Here is a 22,945-nt window from a genome sequence, read left to right on the forward strand (position 1 = left end):
ATCGTAAGTGTGGTTACTAAAAGTAACCGAAAGCTTAACGAGAGTTTGATTTCACCTCCTTATCCCTAATAAAGATGTTGATCTAGTAGACTCCAACACCTCATGGCAATTTGAGATATCATCCTTATACCTTTCGAATGCAGGTCCGTAATATAAGTCCGTTGAAATAGAATATTATTCTAATAATGCATTTTAATGGTATTTATTTACACTAAATAACACATTTTCTTCTTACTCTTCTAAAAGACGCAGGGAGCACAGGAATTGTTGCATGGAAAATGGTGTAAAAATAGAAAAGCACTCTTGAGCCTTGGCTCATGAGTGCTTTTAACAAATTATTGCAGCAATGGAGCATTTACTAAGGTTTGTATCTGTGCTGCTTCATTCGGGTCCTTAGCAATGAGTTTATTATAAAGGCCTTGATCATTTTGCTGTTGTTTTTGCAAAGAAGCCAAATACCAACGAGTCATTAGTCGATTCATCTGATTATCGAATTTCTGCTCATTGGCGCCGGCTTTTAAGATGGTTGATGCACTCGCGAAGTCACCTTTAAGGAAATGAATTTGCCCGATCGCAAAAGCGATCCTGTCTGTCACATAAAACTCGCGTCCCTGGGTCTGCTCCTTCGGTAAGAGCTGCAGTTCCTTCATACGTACAAGAATATCGTCATAGAGCTGAAGAGCATGGTTCCACGAACGTTCGGCATCTTGCTTTTTCTGTTCACTTCGTGCTTTATCTCCCTTGGTTAGCTCGAAGGAAATAGCTTCCTCATACATGGTAATTTCCCAAGGGAAGTTGATAAGTGCTTGATTCATGATACCCTCAGCCTCATCAAGGTTCCCCTTCTTCATCAGTTGAGAATATTTTGCCATCATAAGAAAACGATTATTCGGGTCTTTTTGTAAAATGTCCTGAATAGTCGAAGAGGCTTCTTCGAAATATTTTTCGTCCTTCGTTTGCTCATAGGCTTGTGAAAGAATATTCGATTTAAATAACGAGTATTCCGGATGACTAGGATTCCGGTCGATTGCTTTATCCACCGAGGTCATAATTTCTTGGAACGAAGCCTTGCCTCCTTGTGCGGCTGCATAGGCAGATTTATAAAGCTTATCGGCAGTTAGAAGGCGAACGGAAATAATTAAGAATACGACTGCAAACACACCAAGTAGAATAGGAAAAGCCTTCGATGCTTTCGCGGAAATCTTGCTGCCGAACTTCAATAATGTTTCCGTATCATCGGGACCTCCAATCATAGCTCCTAAGCATAAGAATAATAATGCAGCGATGTAAGCATAGCTCATATTAAAATCAATGATACTGTGTATCAGCAGTGAGATCGCAATGATGAAGTATAATAATCGTGCATCTTTTTGTTCGGTTGAACTTCTGAAATAGGTCCGGATAAAAAGGTAAAGGCCATAGAATAAGAAGATGGTCAAAACAACAGTGCCCAAGATGCCAGTTTCGACTAGGTACTGCAAGTAAAAATTGTGCGCTTGGCGGCTTGTGTACGGGTTGTTCTGATATTTCTCATAGAGTGCTGCCCAACCTCCCCCGCCTGCTCCTAATATTGGGTAATCCTTAACCAGTTTAATGGAGTCTTTATAGAAGGTTCCTCGTTCCAGAACACTATGTTGAGCAAAGTTAATGTTCTCTACACGGGTTTTGACGGAATCCGGTAAGATGTTAATGAATCCTGTATTACCGAGCAACAGATACAGCCCAAGCCCTCCGAGCAGAGCAGCCGCTGCAGGAATGATCCAGAACGATACGTACCATTTTTGGGCTGTTGCCGTTTTTCCTTTAAGGTATGGCTCTACGTAGTGTTGAACCACAGAGATCACAGCCGAGAGTACTAACGATGAAACGATTACCGTTAACCAGCCTTTCCAGGATGACGAAGCTGAAAATTGTTTGCTGATTTCTTGTCCGATATTCGTAACCGAGGCTAGGATTAGCAGTGTTACGGCAAAGGATAGTACGAAATAGACGAGCACCAACAATTGCCGGTATAAAGAGAAGAATAACAAACAAACCAAAAGAACAACTGGCAAGATGACTAATGCACCTCTGGATAGCGTTAGCATTAGGGAAACGCACACCGGTACGAGCATGAACGCATGAATGCTTGTGGTTAGCCATTTTCGCGATTTTACGATGCTAAACAGTGAGGCTAGGAGCACAGCGATCAAGAATGCACCGTAGGTATTCGCATATTGAAAGCTGGATGTTAACCGTATACCGTTGGAGTCCGCCATAACCGCATCGCGATACTGTGCAAGTCCAAACCAGTTCAATAGCGTATAAATGAAAGTGCCCGAATTTTGCCCGTTCCCAAACCAATACAGGAGCCCGAATAAAACAAGTATGTAGGCCGATGCCATTAGTCCGACTTGTAGAATTCGGTTGATAGAGCTGATCTTAGTTAAATAGAGTCCTACCATAAAGAATACGGCATACATGATATGAAGATAGGTCATATTGCTAGCGAAAAAAGAGGAAGCTGCATTAATTGAAGATAGAAAGAAGCATACAGGCAGCAGCCAGACGAAAAGCGAGATCAGATCCCGATGAGTGCGAAGCTGCCATTTGGAAAACAGAAATACGGCGAGAGTAACCATAATGATAGCAGCCCATATGTATGAACTGAAAATCGGTCTATCGAAATCGGAGGTATACCCGTTGAACAGGCCGCGTTGAAATGGAGCCCAAAGCAGAAAAATCATTACAATTCCAAGAACACCCCAGAGTGAAAGGGATTGTTGATCAGCTACTTCGGGTTTTAAGGGCTTTCCGTATACCTTTTGTTTTGTTGCCAAACTGCTCATGGAACAATATCTCCCTTAACGTATTTTATGTTCATTTTATCATACAAATTTCGACACTCCAATGGCTCAGAATAATGGAAACCATTTTAAATGCTGGGAATCTAGGGGGGGAGTATGGTTTTATTCGACTTATTTTGATAAGATGGGGTTTGATATGACATTAGGGATCCTCTATTAAATGAGTGGGAGTACAGTTATGATACCAGCGCTCGCGAAAGACATAATTAGTAAGCAAAGATTTATTTTAGACCTAGCAAAGAAGGATTTTAAATCGAGATATCTAGGCTCGTATTTAGGGACGGTCTGGGCATTTTTGCTACCCGTAGTTCAGATATTGATATTTTGGTTCGTTTTTCAAGTTGGATTTAAATCAGTACCTGTGGATAATTTTCCTTTTATTCTCTGGTTATCATCAGCTATTATTCCATGGTTTTTTATTTCTGATTGTATTCAGAATTCTACTAACTCCATTATCGATAACAGCTATCTGGTCAAAAAAGTTGTTTTTAGAGTGAGTGTTCTACCGCTTATAAAAATATATTCGGCAATCTTCGTGCATTTGTTTTTTATTTTTTTTATTTTTCTTATGTTTTTTATTTATGGATACACGCCGTCACTTTATAATGTTCAGGTGCTTTACTACATGATCGGTATCATTGTTTTGGTGCTTGGAATTTCATGGGTTACCTCCTCATTGGTAGTGTTTTTCAAGGATACGGGGCAAATTGTAGCAATGTTTCTGCAAATTGGGTTTTGGTTGACGCCTATTTTTTATTCTTTAAATATTGTTCCAGAGAAATATCACGTTTATTTAAAACTGAACCCCGCTTATTACTTGATTGAAGGGTATAGGGATACGTTTGTTTACCACAAATGGTTCTGGGAACATCCTTACTTGACAGTATATTTTTGGACAGTATCACTATTAATAATGTTTGTTGGTATTGTCGTATTCAAAAGATTAAGACCGCATTTTGCGGACGTCCTATAAGGAGTCATAGTTATGAGCTCTGAACAGATTATATCGCTAAACAACGTTTCGAAAATGTATAAACTATACGGGGAACCAATAGATCGATTAAAGGAGGCATTGAACCCCTTTAGAAAAAAGTATCACCGTGAATTTTATGCCGTTAACAACGTAAGTTTTCATATAAACAAAAATGAAATTGTAGGGTTGATCGGTAAAAATGGTTCTGGGAAATCAACGATTCTAAAAATGATTACAGGGATATTGACCCCTACTGCAGGAGCGATTCAAGTTGAAGGTAAAGTTTCGGCTCTACTAGAATTGGGGGCAGGATTTAACCCGGATTATACGGGGATGGAGAATATATATCTTCATGGAACGATTATGGGATTCACGAAAGAGGAAATTGATGCGAGAATTGATGAAATTTTGTCTTTTGCTGATATAGGAGAATTTATTCACCAGCCTGTTAAAATGTACTCAAGTGGTATGTTCGTTAGGCTTGCATTTGCAGTGGCGATTAATGTAGATCCTGATATTCTCATTATCGATGAAGCGCTTAGTGTAGGAGATGTGAAGTTCCAGCAGAAGTGTTTTAGAAAAATTGAGGAGTTTAAAAGAGATAAAACCATATTAGTAGTTTCTCATGACATGGGTGTAATTACAAAATATTGTGACCGGGCGATCTGGATAAACGAGGGGAATATTCTTCATGATGGTTCACCTATCGAAATATCAAAAAAGTATCAGGCCTTTATGATCGACTCCACTCTTACGAAATACGAGAGATCGGAAAACTCCGCCAATACGTTGCAAGTAGATAATACAATAGATCCGATAGACTCGAATCTTGATGTGCTTGGGGATCAACAAGTGGAGATTTTGGGTATATCGATCTTCGACCAAGCAAACGAAAAAACCACAGTTGTATATCCAGGCCAGTCTATTAAGATTGTTTTGAAGGTTAAATCATATGCCAATATTCAAGATCCTATCGCAGGCTTTACTATAAAAGATCGATTAGGGACAGTATTGGCGCAATGCAATAGCTTTGTCCAAGATAAGCTGCTTTTGGATTTGGTTGAAAACCAGACTTCTATTTTTACTTTTTCATTTCATATTCCACAACTCAATCAGGGCAGATATACGGTTTCCCCTGCTATAGCTTCTGGATCTCAAGATGAACATGTTCAGCATTGTTGGGTTCATGACGCTTTGGTTTTTAATGTCCTGAATAAACAGAGATATCACCTTGAAGGTATTTTAGTACTGGACGAGGTCGATATTGAACAAATCAATTAAGGTGGTTTTTTGGAAAATGGAATTTACAGGCGAGAGATTCACTCCTGGATTAACCGATAAACAACTTGAAGCTGAGCACTTACAAAGATACTATTCCATTACTGAACTGGTAAAGGGGAAAGTAGTATTAGATGCTGCATGTGGGGAAGGATACGGAGCATTTCACATAGCTCAAGGCGCAAAAGAAGTATATGGCGTAGATATTGATCATGAAACAATAACCCATGCGACTAATAAGTATACTAGAGCAAATTTACATTACATCCAGGGTTCAGTAGAGAAGCTGAATATTCCGGATAATACTATTGATATCGTTGTATCGTTCGAAACAATTGAGCATATTGATGAGTTTCAGCAGCATGGTTTTCTTAAGGAAATAGTGAGAGTCTTAAAGAAAGATGGCATTGTAATAATTTCAACCCCGGACAAATATAACTATTCCGATCTCCCCCAATATAAAAACCCTTTCCATATTAAAGAGTTTTACAAGGATCAATTTCGCGACTTTTTAGAAGGCTACTTTGCGAATGTAAAATTGTTTTATCAGCGCTTTGAGATAGTCTCCCTATTAGGTAATGAAACAAGTGAAGCGTTATGTTATGCCCATTTAAGCGATGAATATCGATTGTGCGAAGGCAAATATATGGTTGCCGTTTGTAGCAATTCTAATATACAGGATACCGAGCTTGGTTCCGTACTTTTGAATACGGGAATGCAATATCAGGATTTAATAGATAGGATTATGACTCTTCAAGATGAGGTAGAAGAACGTAATTCGCATATCAGCAAACTTGATGAGTTTATTGAATCTAAAGAAATAACTATTACGAATATGAGCAAAGAAATTGCACGTATAAATGAATTGAGAATACATGAAAAGCAAACGAATCAAGATGTACTTGAGAAACTGAAACTTACGAATCTGAAACTTGAAGAAACACTTGAAGAAACAAGCGTTAAGATTATCATGATGGAGAATGACTTTGCGGAAAAAGTGAAGAATAATGAAATCGTTATAAGCAACCAACTGGGGCATATCAACCAACTAGTAGAGCAAGAACGAAGGTTAGTAACGATTTTAAACTCAAGCGGATGGAAAGGGTTAAATAAATACTACAGAATTCGAGATTATATACTGCCGCATTCAAGTAAAAGAAAACTTGCCGCAAAGCTCATGTTTAAAATGATCAGAAATCCTAGGAAAATGATGGGCCAAATAAATTCCACGAATTTCAAGAAATTCTTGTACTATCTTCGTACTGATAAAACAGGCCTTTTGCAAAGTCGAGTAGATAACTACCTAGATCGACAACAATCCCAATTAAAGCAAGATTTTATCGTAAACAAGATTGAGGATACCAGCAAGAAACTCGTTTTTCCTATAGTGGATGAACCACTTATCTCGATCATTATTCCTGTCTATAACCAGTGGAATTACACGTATTCATGTCTGGTTTCTATTCTCGAAAATACGGTTGGTGTTAAGTATGAGATCATTGTAGCGGATGATTTATCTACTGACGAAACGCGTGATATCCATAGTGTTGTAGAGAATGTTAACGTGATTCGAGATGATGTAAACCGTGGTTTCTTACTGAATTGTAATCATGCTGCCACATATGCAAAAGGTAAGTACTTATATTTTCTTAACAATGATACTAATGTTCAGCCAAATTGGCTTTCGTCTTTACTGGATGTAATTGAAATGGACGAAACTATTGGGATGATAGGTTCGAAATTAGTCTATCCGGACGGCAGGCTGCAGGAAGCCGGAGGAATTATTTGGAGTGATTCTAGTGGGTGGAACTACGGTAGGCTTGATGATCCCGCTCATTCTGATTATAACTATGTAAAAGAAGTAGACTATATTTCAGGCGCAGCGATTATGATCCGTTCTCAATTGTGGGAGAAACTCGGTGGATTCGATGAGAGATATGTACCTGCCTACTATGAAGATACAGATCTGGCCTTTGAAGTAAGAAAGCAAGGGTACAAGGTGGTACTTCAACCTCAGTCCGTTGTTGTCCATTTTGAGGGAATCTCTCATGGGACAGATACGAACGCAGGTGTAAAGAGCTATCAGATTAAGAATAAAGAGAAATTCATTGAGAAGTGGAAGGAAATACTACAACAAGAGCATTTTGAAAATGCACAAGATGTATTTTGGGCTAGAGACCGTAGTTCCAAAAAGAAAACGATTGTTGTAGTAGATCATTATGTGCCACATTATGATAAAGATGCCGGCGGCAGATGTGTATATCAATATTTAAACTTATTCGTAGAAATGGGTTACCATGTAATCTTTATTGGGGATAACTTTTTCAAGCATGAACCTTATGCTTCAAAGCTGGAGCAGTTAGGCATTCAGGTTCTCTATGGCAACTGGTATGCAAAGCACATTGATGAGTGGGTTAAACAAAATCAAAAATACATTGATTATGTATATTTAAACAGACCTCATATATCGATTAAATACATTGATTTATTCAAAAAGCACACAAATGCTAAAACTATTTATTTCGGCCATGATCTGCATTATGTAAGAGAAAGAAGAAATTACGAAATCGATAATAACCCAGAGTACTTGAAATCAGCTGAGAAATGGAAAGCTATAGAGTTTGAACTCTTTCAAAAATCTGATGTTATTTACGTAGTGGGTAGCTATGAACAAGAACTTGTGAGACGAGAGTTTCCTGACAAAGTAGTAAGAAATATACCTTTGTATCTTTATGATGACAATCAAATAGTAAATGGACAATTAACAGATTTTGATAAACGAAAAGATCTTCTATTTGTAGGCGGATTTGGACATAAGCCAAACCAGGACGGAGTACTATGGTTTGTTAAGTTTATATGGCCAAAGATTAGCGAGGTAATGCAGGACTTAAAGTTATATATCGTAGGATCTAATCCACCTAGTGAGATTCAGGAATTAAGCTCGGATCGCGTTATTGTAACCGGCTTTGTAAGTGATGTGGAGCTTCTAAAATACTACAATCACTGCCGATTGGTAGTTGTTCCTTTGAGATTCGGTGCAGGAGTAAAAGGCAAAGTCGTGGAAGCAATGGCCAACGGAGTCCCACTTATAACGACCTCGATTGGTGCAGAAGGGCTTCAAGAATCGGAGCGGGTTGTAAATATAGCTAATGATGAGAATGAGTTTAGTGAAGAAGTGCTCTCTCTTTATACAAACCAGGAGAAGTGGGAGGAATTTTCGAAAAAGTCATTTGAGTACATTAAAAACAATTTTTCGAGGAAATCGGCAAAAGATCTCATTCAAATGGACTTTAGAAAGAAAGGATCGGGGGGAGAAACATGATCAATATTATACTTTGTGGAGGTAGTGGAACGCGTTTATGGCCGCTCTCGAGAGAACTATTTCCGAAACAGTTTATTGATCTTTTTGATGGACAGTCCCTTTTCCAAAAGACAATTCTTAGGAACATGGAGATATGTGAACAATTTATTATAGTGTCTAATAAGGAGCAGCACTTTCTTGCATTAGATCAATTGGAAAAGTTACATGTTGGTTCATCTAGATTCATCTTGGAGTCTGTGGCAAGAAATACTGCTCCCGCTATAGCTTTGGCTTGTCTCGCAGTTGACCCGGATGAAATTGTGTTGGTTACACCATCGGATCACTTAATCACTGAGATGGAGAAATATCGTGAAGCAATCATAGAAGCAGAAGTATTGGCCCGAGATGGATACTTAGTTACATTCGGAATTAAGCCGACTCATCCTGAAACAGGATATGGGTATATTCAAGGTGACGGGTATGATGTCATCTCATTTAAAGAGAAGCCAGACCTAGAGATCGCAAAACAATATATGCTCGATAAACGATTCTATTGGAATAGCGGATTGTTTATGTTTAGAGCAGGTACCTTTTTGAAAGAACTGGAGTCTGCTGCTGTTAATGTCTATGAAGCGGCAAGCAGAGCCTTTAAATCAAACGATGGAATGGATCCAATACTCATTGGTAGGAGAGAGATGGAGAGTATTCCAAGCATTAGTGTGGATTATGCTGTTATGGAGAAAAGTAATAAAGTAAAAGTCATACCGTCTTACTTTGGTTGGTCCGATCTGGGTAGTTTCGATGCCGTTTATCAGGAGTTCCCGAAGGATGAGTTTGGTAATACCCGAAATACAAACTATATCAATGTGGATTCAAGTAATAACTTGATTTTATCGGACCGGACTGTAGCGACAGTGGATATTGATGATATAATTATTGTTGATACAGACGATGCTCTTCTGATTACGAAAAAGGGTTCGTCTATGAAAGTGAAAGAAGTAGTTAACCAATTAAATGATGTAAACTCATCCTTAACTAACGTTCATGTAACAACTTTCCGTCCGTGGGGTTCATATACTTTGTTGGAACAATCGGGGAATTATAAGATACGGCGCACGATTGTTAAGCCTGGTTGCAAACTGTCTATGCAAAAGCACTATCATCGTAACGAACATTGGATCGTGTTGTGTGGTACGGCAAAAGTGACTTTGGGTGAAAATGAGATTATTATTCGTCCGAATGAATCGACTTATATCCCTATCGGTGAGTTCCATCGTCTTGAAAACCCAGGCAAAGTGGATCTAGTGTTAATTGAAGTTCAGACTGGAGAATATTTAAGTGAAGATGATATTGTAAGGGTTGGAGATACATGAAAAGAAATAAGTTGCCTTTGTCAAAAAGTAGAAATGTGCGATTATTGTTACTTGCTATGTTAACTATAGTACTAAGTATTATATTTAATATCTTCACAATAAAAAATGTTCTGATAGGTGTGTATAACTGGCATCTCCACCAACCTGAGACAACCGAAGGGGGGGCAGAGGCACTTGTATTGTTTGTAATTATTTGTTTGAGTTTAATATATGTTAAGAAAGGATTATATCGATCAATATTAATATTAATCTCTTGTGCAGTGTATTTAAAACTTCACCAAGTGCTTATGCCAGCTGTTCTTTCTTTGGTTTATTTAGAAATACTAATCTCAATAGGCATGACGACTCTAAAGTGGTGTAAAATTAAAAAAACAAACGAAACCAACGTTTACCTAGAATCATTTATTGTAGGTATTCTTGTTTGGAGCGTAGTGGCGCTAGTACTTTCACTAGTAGGCCTAGGTAATTTTAATGACTTGCGAATTATGACACTCGGTTTAATGCTATTAAGCATAATAAGTGGGGTTAATAAACCATTTATAGTTTTTGCAATAAAGAATATTTATAATTTGGAACCGAAAGCAAAAGTGGGTTCTGCTTTTTTATTGTTAATTATACTTATACAGTTTGCTAAATCTAATACTGCACTAGATTATGATTCATTGTGGTATGGACTTCGTCCAGAATATGTTCTCGTCGGTTCTCATTCTTTCTTTGATAACTTAGGTTTAACAATGTTTGTTCATTACTATCCAAAATTATTTGAACTGATATTACTTCCATTGAGTAATACCGGAGATTATAGCTTCATTTTAGCGGGAAACACCGTAATGATGATGGTTTTACTCTTTACTATTTATTCTTTTCTTAAATTAGTAGGATTGCACAAAAAAGAAGCTTTAGTATTTACATGTTTATTAGGAAGCATTCCCGCTTTAGCTAATATGGGGTCGACTGCAAAGACGGATATATTTTCAACCTTATTTATTGTATTAACTGCTTATTACCTAATGCATTGGTATAAACATAGTTTTAATAGGTATTATCTTGTATTTGCGATATGCACTTCGATGATTTCATTAGGTGGAAAAGTTACTAGTTTTCTATACATTCCTTTACTTTTTGCTGGTTTTATAATAACAATTGCTCTTTATAAACTTAAAAATATTACAATAGAGCATCAACCTCAACCGCTATTGGAAAATAAAAACTATGCTTTTCAAATCTTTATTTTTTGTTTATCTTTTCTCGTTTTCGGTGGGGTTCTCTATAGAACTTTTGTTCTAACGGGGTATCCTCTTTACCCTATATTAGGCAGTCTGTGGAGTAGACTAGGGTTTGAAATTAAATATCCTTTTCTTTCTGATGTTAATGATTTTGTCCAAGAACAAGAACAAGTAGATGTATTTAATCACTGGTACAAAATAATTTTTGATCCGAACAGCTATATCCATTATGTTATGGTTTGGCCAGGGAATTCTTTGTTCTATTTGATGTTTATACTAGGCTTATATGCAGTGTTTTATAGACATAAAGAAATAAAAGGGCAGGATGCATTTATTTTTATTACTTCTTTACCGCTAATGGTATCAGCAATTTACTATATTATGACATTGCCCCAAGGTGGGGACGGTAACTATTATCTACCCACGTTAATAATTGCAACAGTCGGGCTGGCATCTATTGTTAAAGCGATTAACTTGAAAATCAGGAAAATAGTTTTGAAAAGTTTGCTATTATTTATCCCTATTCAAATGTGTTTGATGTTTGTTTCACATTTTTCATGGAGCTGGGGTACTGCCCCATTCAATTTTGACATAACAAAATCAGATTTCGAATCGAGTGTACGAACAAAAAATAAATTCCAAGCAGCAGGTTTGCTGGAAATAGAAAATTATTTAGCGAGGTCTTCGGAGAAAAGCAATTGTATTGGTTTCGGAGAAGAACAAACTCTTAATCAACTCTCATGCAGGTTTGAAGACATCCCACACATGAATTCTAGATATGGGAATCATAATTTATTTGATTCAGAAGAAGCATTTAAAACTTACCTAAGCTGGGCTAAGGTGAAATATATTATAATGCCAAAGGGGGCTATCGAAGGCTACAAGCCAGTAATGAGTGTAATTAAGCAAATGGAAGCGTCGGCAGACATAAAGAAAATAAATGGAAGCAAGTTTTATCTTCTAGAAATTGATGGCCAAATCAGTGTTAACGGAAATGGTAGTAATCTTGAAAGTGCAGAATTGTTGGAAGGGTGGTATGCAAAGGAAAATAGTCAAAGGTGGATAAGCAAAAAAGCAGAAGCGATTTTTCAAAGTGGAAATGAAGGAGTACTTACTCTCGAAGGAATTGTTCCGGATACCTTTGATTCAATGAATGTGAAGTTGTATGTTGATAATGTTTTAGTATCTGAAAAAGAGTTTGAGAAAGGTGGATTTAAAACCGAAATAGTTGTGGATAAAAATAAACTACTTAAAATTAGACTTGAATCCAATAACTCATTTGTTCCAAAAAATATAGGGATCAATAATGATATAAGAGAATTAGCTCTATTAATTACAGGGTTAAATCTTCAGTAATTTCAAGGTTAGGGTGTTATAGGGGGATAATGTGAAGGTGCAAAAAATCAAACTGAATAAGGTTTTTGATTTTTATAGGATATATCAATATTAGTAATTCGATCCTAACAAAAGTTTACCGGGATATAAGATTATTCGTTTTTTCCTTCAAAGATATTTTTTTCAACGATCAGATTAGCAAGTGATTTCAAAATTTAACGGGGAAATTCATGGTTCAGTCAAGCCGATATTCTTATCGACATTGGGAGACTCCACAGAGAGTGCTTCTTTCAATTCCAAATAAAGATAGCGGTTGGAAAGAGGAATATATCCCTACGATTGAAGAGATTAAACAATATTTCAATGCAAAGCCCTATAGATTTAAATATTAAGTTAAAATGGAGGAATGTCTATGGCATCTTTAGTTAAAAGCGAAATGATTCAAATACAAGAGCTAGGAGATGAGCGAGGCTTACTAGCAGTCATTGAAGAAAATCGAACGATTCCTTTTGACATTAAAAGGGTTTTCTATATTTACGGTACTCGAGAAAATGTGCGTCGAGGTTTTCATGGGCATTTTAAAACCAGACAAGCACTGATCGCGGTTGCAGGGTCTTGTAAAGTGTACCTAGATAACTTGCGGAGAAAAGAAGATGTATTACTTGATTCACCGACAAAGATTTTGATCTTAGAGCCGAATGATTGGCACGAAATGTATAACTTCTCATCAGATTGCGTTTTATTAGTCCTCGCATCGCATTTATATGATTCAGAGGACTACATAAGGGACTATAACAAGTTTTTAGAAGTATACGGGCAATAATCACAGTATTAAAAAATAGGGGGGAAAGTAATGATTCCTTTTTTGGATTTAAAACAAATAAATTTGCGTCATGAAGAAGAGATCATGCAAAGTATAAGTCGATTTTTACATTCGGGCTGGTATATTCTTGGACAAGAAGTAGAGCAATTTGAAAATGAATTTGCAGAGTATTGTGGGACGAAGTATTGCCTCGGAGTAGCAAATGCTTTGGATGCACTGACTTTAATCCTTAGAGCATATGATATCGGGGAAGGGGATGAAGTAATTGTCCCTTCAAATACGTATATTGCTTCTATTCTATCCATTTCAGCTAATGGAGCTACTCCTATCTTGGTAGAACCCAATATTGAAACATACAATATTGACCCGTCTATGATTGAAGAAAAGATTACTCCTCGTACTAAAGCGATTTTGGTAGTACATCTATATGGACAAGCTTGCAATATGGCACCTATTCAAGCACTGGCCAAGAAATATGGGCTTAGAATCATTGAGGATTGTGCGCAGGCTCATGGTGCAATCTATAATGGGCAGCGAGTAGGAAACTTAGGGGATGCTGCGGCATTTAGCTTTTATCCTGGCAAAAACCTAGGAGCCCTGGGTGATGGTGGAGCTATTACAATCAACGACGATGATACGTATTTGAAATTAAGAGCTCTGCGTAATTATGGTTCCCATAAAAAGTATGAAAACTTATATAAAGGTGTAAATTCACGCTTGGATGAACTGCATGCTGCAGTATTGAGAATGAAATTGAAATATTTAGATGAAGATAACCAGAAGAGGAGGGATATTGCGGATTATTACAATAAACACTTAAAAAATGATCTACTTGATTTGCCGATTGTAGAAAATGGCGATTTGCTTACCCACGTTTGGCATGTATATGTAATTCGTACAAATAATCGAGACAATCTTCAAAGTTACTTGACAGAGAAAGGGATTCAAACATTAATTCACTATCCAATCCCCCCTCACAAGCAAGAGGCTTATAAGGAATGGAGCGATCATCAATACCCGTTATCTGAGAAAATTCATAGAGAGATTTTAAGTTTGCCCATTAGTCCAGTTATGCCCATTGAGGATGCGGAAAAGGTAGTGAAGGCATTAAATGAGTACAAAGAAGCTTTTTAGTATTGTTGTACCGATTTACTACAATGAATTGAATATTCCTTATACAATACCTCGGTTAAAAAACTTGCAAGCCTTACTGATAGGGTATGATTTGGAATTGATTTTTGTAGATGATGGTTCACGAGACAAGTCTTATGAGTTATTACTAAAAGAAAGACAACTTGATACTAGAGTTAAAGTAATCAAATTAAGTAAAAACTTTGGTTCCATGTCTGCGATTCAAGCAGGATTGCAGTTCGCTGCAGGAGACTGTGTAGGTATAATTTCTGCTGACTTGCAGGACCCGCCGGAATTATTTGTCGATATGATCAAATGTTGGGAAAATGGAAAAAAGGTGGTTATGGCCACCAGATCAGACAGAGAAGAATCTTTTTCACAAAAAATGTATTCTAATACGTATTATACATTGATGAAACGTTTTGCTATTAAAGATTACCCTGAGGGTGGCTTTGATTTTGTTTTAATAGACAAACAAGTAGTCGGTGAGTTACGTAATATTTCTGAGAAAAATACGAATATTATGAGTTTGATTTTTTGGTTGGGGCATCCTCAAGAGACTTTCCCCTATGTTCGACAGGAAAGAAAGTTGGGTAAATCGAGATGGACGCTCAGTAAGAAAATAAAGCTTTTTGTCGATTCCTTTGTGAGCTTCTCATATGCACCCATTAGATTTATGTCTGTAATAGGATTTGTCACAGCATTTATAAGTTTTCTTTACGGTATTTTTGTTGTGATTAACGCTATTTTTGGAGCAGTTGATTTGCAAGGCTGGTCTTCAATTATTGCTTTAATTACTTTTTTATTAGGTCTAATAATGGTCATGTTAGGTATAATCGGGGAATATCTCTGGAGAATACTTGATGAAACCAGGAAAAGACCAGCCTATATTATTGATGAAACGCATATATGATTTGATTTAGGGAGGGTACCATGAGTTATTACAAACATATACAAGCGCTGGTGGAATCTACAAGTATTGGTGAAAACACACGGGTGTGGGCATTTGCGCACATTTTGCCGAATGCAGTAATAGGCAACGATTGTAACATAAATGATCATACTTTTATTGAGAATGATGTGATATTGGGAGACAATGTAACTGTAAAATCTGGAGTATATATCTGGGATGGAGCAAGAATAGGTGATAACGTTTTTATTGGCCCCAATGTTACTTTTACTAATGATCTAACCCCCCGATCCAAGCAATATCCAGATAAATTTGAGCAGACCATCATTGAGGAATGGGCATCTATTGGAGCAAACTCGACGATAATTGCAGGAAACAAGATTGGAAGGTATGCAATGGTGGGTGCAGGTTCGGTTGTGACTAAGGATATTCCAGCTCATACATTGTGGTATGGAAATCCTGCTAAAATGAGAGGGTATGTATGTTGCTGTGGCACCAAATTAAATGGTGAACTTGTATGTCCGAGATGTGCTAAAACATATCAGATATTGGACAATCAGATTGTTCAAAAGGCTTAATATGGCTTGGTTTTTTAGTATGGTACAGAAGTATAGAGAGTTTGTCGGCTTTGCCTTGGTGGGGATACTGAATACAGCAGTAACATATGGCATTTATTTAAGTTTACTAAATATTTTCTCATATTCACTTGCTTATTCGCTTGCCTATGTACTTGGTATTTTTTTTGCTTATTTTTTAAATTCCATATTTGTATTTAAACAGAAAATTTCATTGATCAAGTTTTTGAAATTTCCAATTGTTTATGCAGTCCAATATTTGAGTAATTTGTTGATTACAGTGATTTTAGTTGAACTTCTAAATATTAGTCAGGGACTCTCATTATTATTGGCAATAGGAGTTACTTTCCCTGCAACGTATATTATCACCAGGTTTATATTAAAAAAATAAGATATTGGAGTGAAGAATACGTGAAAGGTATTATTCTTGCCGGCGGCACAGGATCCCGCTTATACCCGTTAACAAAAGTTACTAACAAGCATCTTTTGCCAGTAGGCAAGTATCCAATGATTTTCCACTCGGTTTCAAAACTCAAAGAAGCTGACATTAAGGATATTCTCATAGTTACTGGAAAAGATCACATGGGAGATGTCGTCAACTTATTAGGGAGTGGAACGGAGCTAGGTGTTTCATTCACCTATAAAGTTCAAGATGAAGCGGGTGGAATTGCTCAAGCACTAGGGCTGGCCAAACATTTTGTAGGAACAGATCAAATGGTTGTTATTCTAGGGGATAATGTATTCTCCGACAGTATAACACCTTACGTAAAAAACTTTAAAGAGCAGAAATTTGGAGCGAAGATTTTACTTCAAGAAGTACATGATCCGCAACGTTACGGTGTAGCAGAACTGAACGGAACAAGAATTGTCTCGATAGAGGAGAAGCCAAAAAGCCCTAAGAGTAGTTTTGCCGTAACAGGTATTTATATGTACGATAATAAGGTTTTTGATATCGTTAAAACATTAGCACCGTCGGATCGGGGCGAAATGGAAATCACGGATGTAAATAATGCATATATTAATCGTAATCAATTATCTTATGACGTACTGCTGGGCTGGTGGACAGATGCAGGGACACATAGTTCTTTGGCTAGAGCCAATGAATTAGCGAAGAGTATAACATTTGGTGTGGAATTTGGAAAGCTTAAAATATAATGAGGTGCCGTTGTGAAGATAATCGAGACGAAGTTGAGCGGAGTCCATATTCTTGAACCCGATATTTTTGTGGATCATCGCGGTTTTTTTATGGAAAGCTACAATCGTGATCGGCTCTTATGTATGGGACTTGATCATGAATTTGTTCAAGATAATCACTCACTATCGGTTGAAGCCGGTGTGTTGAGGGGACTTCACTATCAATTAGCCCCCAAAGCACAAACGAAACTCGTTCGTGTGATTGCAGGTGCTGTCTATGACGTCGTTGTTGATATTAGAAAAGAATCTCAAACTTATGGACAGTGGATTGGCGTCAAACTTTCCGCAAAGAACAAGAAACAACTGTTCGTACCTAAGGGGTTTGCCCATGGCTTTTGCACAATCGAACCCAATACTGAAGTTTTATATAAAGTGGACGAATATTATTCTTCGGAGCATGATCGAGGGATTTTATGGAGTGATCCAGTTCTTGGTATCGAATGGCCGGTTTCAAAACCGATTTTGTCAGGGAAAGATGAGGAGCATCCGTGTCTGTTTGATGCGGACAACAATTTCTAATAGTGGAGGCGTGACATGAAGGTTTTAGTTACAGGTGGTGCCGGTTTTATCGGCAGTAACTTTGTTCTATATTTGCTTACTAAATACCCAGACTATGAAATTGTTAATCTGGATGCTTTGACATATGCGGGCAATTTGGAGAATTTGGTGTCAGTACAGAATAATTCGAAACACACGTTCGTGAAAGGGGATATCTCAGACCGAGTACTTGTAGACGGTTTGTTTTCACAGGGGGTTGACGTAGTGGTTAACTTCGCAGCTGAATCTCACGTTGATCGCAGCATTACGGAACCGGATATTTTTGTGCGGACAAATGTAATGGGTACGCAAGTTCTTTTGGATGCAGCTAAGAAATACGGTGTACAGAAATTCGTTCAGGTTTCTACGGATGAAGTATATGGCACTCTTGGCGAAACGGGGCTTTTCACGGAAGAAACGCCGCTTGCTCCCAATAGCCCGTATTCCGCAAGCAAAGCCGGTGGAGATCTACTCGTGCGGGCTTATCACGAAACCTTCGGGTTGACAGTCAATATTACTAGGTGCTCGAACAACTACGGGCCATTTCAATTTCCTGAAAAGCTCATCCCTCTAATCATTGCTAATGCATTAAGCGATAAATCGCTTCCGGTATACGGTGATGGCTTGAATGTTCGCGATTGGTTATATGTTGAGGATCATTGCAGTGCAATCGACCTGGTCATGCATGAAGGAAAGAATGGCGAAGTATATAATATCGGCGGAAATAACGAACGGACGAACATTCAGATTGTCAAAACGATTTTGGAACAACTGGGCAAGCCGGAATCTCTTATTTCTTATGTAAAAGACCGCTTGGGTCATGATCGCCGTTATGGGATTGATGCGACAAAGATTACCGCGGAGCTCGGTTGGAAACCGAAATATCATTTTGAGTCGGGAATTAGATCGACGATAGAATGGTATTTGGAGCAGCAAAAATGGTGGAAAAGGATTCAATCGGGGGAATATCAAGCATATTACGCGAAACAATACGGTGATAGGCTGAAAGGAGAATAAACATGAAAGTCGTAGTTACGGGAGCAAATGGTCAACTAGGTAAAGATCTTGTTGATATTCTCCTTAATAAAGGCTTTGATGTTTATGGCTTTGGTAGAGCTGAACTGGATATTTGTAATTTGGAGCAATGTAGACAAGTTTTAGACAGCTTGCGTCCCGATACTATCGTTCATAGCGCCGCTTATACGGCCGTTGACCAAGCTGAATCTGACCAAGATCGGGCTTATCAGGTCAACGCTTTTGGAACCCGGAATATCGCCGTTTGTGCGGAACGAATTGGGGCTAAACTTGTTTACATCAGCACGGACTATGTGTTCGACGGTACGGGGCAGGTACCGTATAAGGAGTATGATTCAACAAATCCGATCGGAGTGTACGGAAAGTCTAAGCACGCAGGCGAGCTTTTGGTAAGTTCCCTATGTCATAGGTATTTCATTGTACGGACTTCATGGGTCTATGGCCTTCACGGAAATAATTTTGTGAAAACAATGTTGAAGCTGGGCAATGAACGAGATTCGCTTAAGGTGGTTAATGATCAAGTGGGTTCTCCGACATATACGGTCGATCTAAGTCATTTCTTGGTTGAACTGATTCGGACTGAGAGATATGGCATTTATCATGCTTCCAACTCCGGGGCTTGTTCATGGTATGAGTTTGCAAAAGCGATATTTGAAGTCAGCGGTCTTTCGATTGATGTGGAACCTTGTACGACCGATGAGTTTCCAAGGCCGGCTCCGAGGCCTATGTTTTCTGTTATGGACCATATGTCCATTCGTACGAATGGCTTTGAGGATTTCCGGCATTGGAAAGAAGCGCTACATGCTTTTATTAAGATAAACAAAAAAATAAGTACGTACTTATTAGACTAGGTGATTGAAAATCTAGTCTTTTTTCTATTGCAGCAGCCCGTCTAGTGGTATTCATGGTATAATGTAGCTACTTGCAGAGTAGTGGGGATCGGGTATGGACGTCAGTGTGTTGATCTTAAATTATAATACGCGTGAATTAACGTTACAGGCTATCCGTTCCGTTCGGCAGTCGGTTACCGATTTTGCCTATGAAATAGTATTGGTAGACAATGCTTCAACGGATGGGGCGGTAGAAGCGGTTAGACGCGAGTTTCCGGATGTAGCGGTTATTGTAAATGATGAGAACGTCGGGTTCGCGCGTGCCAACAATCAAGCGATTCGGGTTGCCGAGGGGCGCTATGTTCTTTTACTTAATTCGGATACAGTGGTACAGACGGACACCTTGGATATCATGATCCGTCATATGGACGAGCAGCCGGAAGTAGGCGCAAGCGGTTGTAAGGTCGTACTGCCCAATGGAACGCTGGATAAGGCATGTCTCCGAGGATTCCCGACACCAGAGGCGTCTTTTTACTATGCGTTTGGATTTTCCAAGCTTTTTCCCGGTAACCCGCGTTTCAGCCAGTATCAGCTTAATCACTTGAACCCGGATCTGCCTCACCGGATTGATTGTTTGGTTGGAGCTTTCATGTTGGTACGCCGAGAGGCAATCGAGCAGGTAGGTGTCCTTGACGAAACGTTTTTTATGTATGGCGAGGATATTGACTGGTGCTATCGGATTAAAGAAGCGGGCTGGGACATATCATATTATCCGCTAACCCGGATTATTCATTATAAAGGGGCAAGCAGCCGCAGGAAGCCGGCTAAAATCATTTATGAATTTTACCGAGCGATGTGGGTGTTCCATCAGAAGCATTACAGGAAGAAGTATGCTAAGGTTGTGAATTTCTCCGTTTTTGCAGGTATCTCATTAAAGTTTGCGCTAGCGATCACGATGAATGCATGGCGCAGAGGTTCAAAAAGATAGAAAAATATACCCAAACAGTGAGTGTGAACGGGTCATGCTGAGAAGAAACGAAAAGTTCTTATTTCAAATTTACTCGTTAGCTGATTTTTGTGTTGTTCAAGCTGCCTTCTTTCTTTCATGGTGGCTAAAATTTTCGAGCGGCGTTCTTCAGTACGACGATCCTCTTCCTATACAGGTGTACTTCACATGGAGCGTCGTATACGGAGGCATAGCAATCGCTCTCGGCTATATGGTTGAACTCTATTCCCCTCAACGAAAGAAACGATTCTCGTTTGAGGTGTTTAAGGTTGCTCAGATTCATGCTATCAGCTTGCTTCTTCTGCTAAGCCTTTTGTTTATTTTTAAGCAAGTCCATATTTCTCGCGAGTTTCTGGCTATATTTGTAGTCGCCAACATTTTTTTCATTATGGTGTACCGCTATATGGTGAAAATATCTTTGCGTTATATGCGGGGACGGGGCTACAACAAGAAATTCATTTTAATATTGGGTGCAGGCCGATTAGGCAAAAGGTTCTATAAAAACCTCATGCAGCATCCGGAATTGGGTTATGAGGTTCTCGGTTTCTTGGATGATTACCAGACGGAGCATGAAGAATACAAGGGACTTTACAAGCCCATCATCGGCCGAGTGGACGAATTGGAGGAGAAATTGCAGAGTTTGTTGATTGACGAAGTCATCATCGCTCTGCCGCTCACCGCGCACGATAAATACGGGCAAATCATCTCGATTTGCGAAAAAGCCGGAATTCGGTCGATGATTATCCCGGATTTTTACGACTTTTTGCCGGCTAGACCGCATTTTGACAACTTTGCGGGGATACCGCTCATTAACGTGCGGGATATTCCGCTTGATGATTTGAGCAACAGAATTGTGAAGCGAATGTTCGACATCGTCTTTTCCCTAATTGCGATCGTGTTGACGCTGCCGCTTATGATTCTTATTGTTACGGGTATCAAATTGACCTCGTCGGGCCCGATCATTTTCAAACAAGAGCGAGTGGGCTTAAATCGGCGGACGTTCCATATGTATAAGTTTAGGTCGATGAGGGTGCTGGAGCAGGACGATTCGGACACCCAATGGACGACGGAAAACGATCCGAGAAGGACGAAATTCGGGACGTTTCTGAGAAAAACGAGCTTGGACGAATTGCCTCAATTCTACAATGTGCTGTTTGGTCATATGAGTGTCGTCGGGCCGCGGCCGGAACGCCCGTTCTTCGTAGAGCAATTCAAAGAAGAAATCCCGAAGTACATGGTAAAGCACCACATTCGGCCAGGCATAACGGGATGGGCGCAAAGCAACGGCTTACGGGGCAATACGTCGATTCAAGACAGAATTTCGTACGATATCTTTTATATTGAAAACTGGACGTTCCTCTTCGATATTAAAATCATTTGGAAGACGGTGTGGAACGGCTTTGTCAATAAAAATGCCTATTGAAAAGGTTGGAGCTGCTATTTTGCGGCTCCAACCTTTTGTGTTTTATCCGAGCAACTCCCCCAACACCGCATCTCCCGCGGCTCTCGCCGTGAGATCGGTGCAGGTGCTTTCGGCGGACTCGATCGTCCAGCCGGCGACTTTGGTGCCGCAGACGACGGCTTGAGCGAGCGGCAGGCCGCTGACGAGGCCGGCTACGGTACCGGAGAAAAAGGCGTCGCCTGCGCCGGTCGTGTCGACGACGTTGACGGGGAATACCGGCTGGTGGCCGGATTCGCCGGTCGCTGCGTCGAAGTAGACGGCACCCTTTTCGCCCATTGTCATGACGATGGACTGAAGCCCGCTAGCATGGGCATAGGCGGCCAGAGAGCCGACGATCGACTCGATCGTTGCGCCATCGAAGGTTGCGTTCATCAACCGCTCTCCCTCGATATGATTGCAAATGAAGCAGGACATGCCCTGCAGCAGGTCGGGATGGCTGCCGATGACATCGAAGTTGCCGGGAATGCCGTAGACGGGCTTGCCATGCTTGGCGGCGAGTTCGATGACGCGGCGGGAAATCGGCTCGTTCAAGTCGAGTTCGAGGGCAATGTGCGAGCATTCTGCGATTATTGCGTCGCCTTGCTCGATCAGCTGCTGCTCCGTATGCGCCAGATCGGGCATTTGCGAGATGGAGCCGGCGAGGTCGCCGTTTTCGTTCAGGATGGCGAGCCACATGCCCATTCCTTCGCTTGACGCCTCTTTCACGTAGCGGACGTCGATCTGATTGGCCTGCAAGCGGCTCAGCACCTCATGACCGATCCCCGTGGCATCGACTGAGCTGACGAAGGTGGTCGGAACGCGGAGGGATGCGATCGTTTCGGCTACGTTGCGGCCTACGCCGCCGTGGACGAACTGAATCGATCCCAAATTCCGCCCGGCGGGGCGATAGTCTTGTTTGGCAAACCCTTTGCAATCGATAAATACCGTGCCGATGACGGCAATGCGTTTATTCGTCAAGTAAGGCAGCTCCTTTAAAAGTTAAGTAATAGTCCAACAACGCGATAAGATAAGGATAAACGTCTACCGGCGTCATTTGGCGCCATGCGTTTACCGGGACGATGAACAATCAGCGGGGATATACGTTCTGAATCGTCAAAGAAAGATTTATGA

General features: G+C 39.7%; 18 protein-coding genes. 16 read left to right on the plus strand and 2 right to left on the minus strand.

All coding sequences use genetic code 11. The features are described from left to right. Positions 1 to 335: 335 nt before the first annotated feature. Positions 336 to 2,828, minus strand: a complete 2,493-nt coding sequence (locus ACKGJP_RS02890; protein WP_409344194.1) for an O-antigen ligase family protein — start codon at positions 2,826 to 2,828, stop codon at positions 336 to 338. 196 nt (positions 2,829 to 3,024) lie between these two features. On the opposite strand from ACKGJP_RS02890, the gene ACKGJP_RS02895 reads away from it, so the two are divergent. The 16 genes from ACKGJP_RS02895 to ACKGJP_RS02970 all read left to right on the plus strand — a co-directional run bounded on the left by ACKGJP_RS02895 (position 3,025) and on the right by ACKGJP_RS02970 (position 21,796). Next, positions 3,025 to 3,819, plus strand: a complete 795-nt coding sequence (locus ACKGJP_RS02895; protein WP_409344195.1) for an ABC transporter permease — start codon at positions 3,025 to 3,027, stop codon at positions 3,817 to 3,819. A gap of 12 nt (positions 3,820 to 3,831) precedes the next feature. After that, positions 3,832 to 5,100, plus strand: coding sequence for an ABC transporter ATP-binding protein (locus tag ACKGJP_RS02900; protein ID WP_409344196.1), 1,269 nt, complete (start codon positions 3,832 to 3,834; stop codon positions 5,098 to 5,100). Beyond that, positions 5,084 to 8,419: a glycosyltransferase gene (locus tag ACKGJP_RS02905; RefSeq protein WP_409344197.1), complete on the plus strand. Its 3,336-nt coding sequence runs from the start codon at positions 5,084 to 5,086 to the stop codon at positions 8,417 to 8,419. Before ACKGJP_RS02900 ends, ACKGJP_RS02905 begins: the two co-directional genes overlap by 17 nt. Continuing rightward, positions 8,416 to 9,771, plus strand: coding sequence for a mannose-1-phosphate guanylyltransferase/mannose-6-phosphate isomerase (locus ACKGJP_RS02910; protein WP_409344198.1), 1,356 nt, complete (start codon positions 8,416 to 8,418; stop codon positions 9,769 to 9,771). Before ACKGJP_RS02905 ends, ACKGJP_RS02910 begins: the two co-directional genes overlap by 4 nt. Next, the gene (locus ACKGJP_RS02915; protein ID WP_409344199.1) at positions 9,768 to 12,353 is read left to right on the plus strand and encodes a hypothetical protein; all 2,586 of its coding nucleotides are present in this window, start codon (positions 9,768 to 9,770) and stop codon (positions 12,351 to 12,353) included. The genes ACKGJP_RS02910 and ACKGJP_RS02915 overlap by 4 nt, the downstream gene beginning before the upstream one ends. Before the next feature lie 391 nt (positions 12,354 to 12,744). Beyond that, positions 12,745 to 13,155 carry a sugar 3,4-ketoisomerase gene (locus ACKGJP_RS02920; RefSeq protein WP_409344200.1) on the plus strand — a complete coding sequence of 137 codons (411 nt, stop codon included), beginning with the start codon at positions 12,745 to 12,747 and terminating at the stop codon, positions 13,153 to 13,155. A 30-nt stretch (positions 13,156 to 13,185) separates the two neighbouring features. Then, positions 13,186 to 14,289 (plus strand): DegT/DnrJ/EryC1/StrS family aminotransferase, encoded by a 1,104-nt coding sequence (locus ACKGJP_RS02925; protein WP_409344201.1) that lies wholly within the window; start codon positions 13,186 to 13,188, stop codon positions 14,287 to 14,289. Continuing rightward, on the plus strand, positions 14,267 to 15,199 hold the full coding sequence (locus ACKGJP_RS02930; RefSeq protein ID WP_409344202.1) for a glycosyltransferase family 2 protein: 933 nt from the start codon (positions 14,267 to 14,269) through the stop codon (positions 15,197 to 15,199). Before ACKGJP_RS02925 ends, ACKGJP_RS02930 begins: the two co-directional genes overlap by 23 nt. 20 nt (positions 15,200 to 15,219) lie before the next feature. Beyond that, complete coding sequence (locus tag ACKGJP_RS02935) at positions 15,220 to 15,774, plus strand: acyltransferase (protein WP_409344203.1); 555 nt, start codon at positions 15,220 to 15,222, stop codon at positions 15,772 to 15,774. 1 nt (position 15,775) lies between these two features. Then, positions 15,776 to 16,162, plus strand: coding sequence for a GtrA family protein (locus ACKGJP_RS02940; protein WP_409344204.1), 387 nt, complete (start codon positions 15,776 to 15,778; stop codon positions 16,160 to 16,162). Between the two features lie 20 nt (positions 16,163 to 16,182). Beyond that, the gene (locus ACKGJP_RS02945; RefSeq protein ID WP_409344205.1) at positions 16,183 to 16,926 is read left to right on the plus strand and encodes a sugar phosphate nucleotidyltransferase; all 744 of its coding nucleotides are present in this window, start codon (positions 16,183 to 16,185) and stop codon (positions 16,924 to 16,926) included. 12 nt (positions 16,927 to 16,938) lie between these two features. Continuing rightward, positions 16,939 to 17,484 (plus strand): dTDP-4-dehydrorhamnose 3,5-epimerase, encoded by a 546-nt coding sequence (rfbC, locus tag ACKGJP_RS02950; protein WP_409344206.1) that lies wholly within the window; start codon positions 16,939 to 16,941, stop codon positions 17,482 to 17,484. A 15-nt stretch (positions 17,485 to 17,499) separates the two neighbouring features. After that, the gene (gene rfbB / locus ACKGJP_RS02955; RefSeq protein ID WP_409344207.1) at positions 17,500 to 18,519 is read left to right on the plus strand and encodes a dTDP-glucose 4,6-dehydratase; all 1,020 of its coding nucleotides are present in this window, start codon (positions 17,500 to 17,502) and stop codon (positions 18,517 to 18,519) included. 2 nt (positions 18,520 to 18,521) lie between these two features. Next, positions 18,522 to 19,388 carry a dTDP-4-dehydrorhamnose reductase gene (rfbD, locus tag ACKGJP_RS02960; RefSeq protein WP_409344208.1) on the plus strand — a complete coding sequence of 289 codons (867 nt, stop codon included), beginning with the start codon at positions 18,522 to 18,524 and terminating at the stop codon, positions 19,386 to 19,388. A 94-nt stretch (positions 19,389 to 19,482) separates the two neighbouring features. Continuing rightward, positions 19,483 to 20,355 carry a glycosyltransferase family 2 protein gene (locus ACKGJP_RS02965; RefSeq protein ID WP_409344209.1) on the plus strand — a complete coding sequence of 291 codons (873 nt, stop codon included), beginning with the start codon at positions 19,483 to 19,485 and terminating at the stop codon, positions 20,353 to 20,355. A 34-nt stretch (positions 20,356 to 20,389) separates the two neighbouring features. Then, positions 20,390 to 21,796, plus strand: coding sequence for an undecaprenyl-phosphate glucose phosphotransferase (locus ACKGJP_RS02970; RefSeq protein WP_409344210.1), 1,407 nt, complete (start codon positions 20,390 to 20,392; stop codon positions 21,794 to 21,796). 42 nt (positions 21,797 to 21,838) lie between these two features. Here ACKGJP_RS02970 and ACKGJP_RS02975 read toward each other — a convergent pair whose 3' ends face one another. Then, positions 21,839 to 22,792 (minus strand): carbohydrate kinase family protein, encoded by a 954-nt coding sequence (locus tag ACKGJP_RS02975; RefSeq protein ID WP_409344211.1) that lies wholly within the window; start codon positions 22,790 to 22,792, stop codon positions 21,839 to 21,841. Between the last annotated feature and the right edge of the window lie 153 nt (positions 22,793 to 22,945).

It is taken from the genome of Paenibacillus litoralis, assembly GCF_046244365.1.
Taxonomy (GTDB): domain Bacteria; phylum Bacillota; class Bacilli; order Paenibacillales; family NBRC-103111; genus Paenibacillus_V.

Excerpts from the sequence above, each read along its gene's own strand:
- ACKGJP_RS02890 (WP_409344194.1), bottom strand. The coding sequence starts at position 2,828 with ATGAGCAGTTTGGCAACAAAACAAAAGGTATACGGAAAGCCCTTAAAA.
- ACKGJP_RS02895 (WP_409344195.1), top strand. The coding sequence starts at position 3,025 with ATGATACCAGCGCTCGCGAAAGACATAATTAGTAAGCAAAGATTTATT.
- ACKGJP_RS02900 (WP_409344196.1), top strand. The coding sequence starts at position 3,832 with ATGAGCTCTGAACAGATTATATCGCTAAACAACGTTTCGAAAATGTAT.
- ACKGJP_RS02910 (WP_409344198.1), top strand. The coding sequence starts at position 8,416 with ATGATCAATATTATACTTTGTGGAGGTAGTGGAACGCGTTTATGGCCG.
- ACKGJP_RS02915 (WP_409344199.1), top strand. The coding sequence starts at position 9,768 with ATGAAAAGAAATAAGTTGCCTTTGTCAAAAAGTAGAAATGTGCGATTA.
- ACKGJP_RS02920 (WP_409344200.1), top strand. The coding sequence starts at position 12,745 with ATGGCATCTTTAGTTAAAAGCGAAATGATTCAAATACAAGAGCTAGGA.
- ACKGJP_RS02925 (WP_409344201.1), top strand. The coding sequence starts at position 13,186 with ATGATTCCTTTTTTGGATTTAAAACAAATAAATTTGCGTCATGAAGAA.
- ACKGJP_RS02930 (WP_409344202.1), top strand. The coding sequence starts at position 14,267 with ATGAGTACAAAGAAGCTTTTTAGTATTGTTGTACCGATTTACTACAAT.
- ACKGJP_RS02935 (WP_409344203.1), top strand. The coding sequence starts at position 15,220 with ATGAGTTATTACAAACATATACAAGCGCTGGTGGAATCTACAAGTATT.
- ACKGJP_RS02940 (WP_409344204.1), top strand. The coding sequence starts at position 15,776 with ATGGCTTGGTTTTTTAGTATGGTACAGAAGTATAGAGAGTTTGTCGGC.
- rfbB (WP_409344207.1), top strand. The coding sequence starts at position 17,500 with ATGAAGGTTTTAGTTACAGGTGGTGCCGGTTTTATCGGCAGTAACTTT.
- rfbD (WP_409344208.1), top strand. The coding sequence starts at position 18,522 with ATGAAAGTCGTAGTTACGGGAGCAAATGGTCAACTAGGTAAAGATCTT.
- ACKGJP_RS02965 (WP_409344209.1), top strand. The coding sequence starts at position 19,483 with ATGGACGTCAGTGTGTTGATCTTAAATTATAATACGCGTGAATTAACG.
- ACKGJP_RS02970 (WP_409344210.1), top strand. The coding sequence starts at position 20,390 with ATGCTGAGAAGAAACGAAAAGTTCTTATTTCAAATTTACTCGTTAGCT.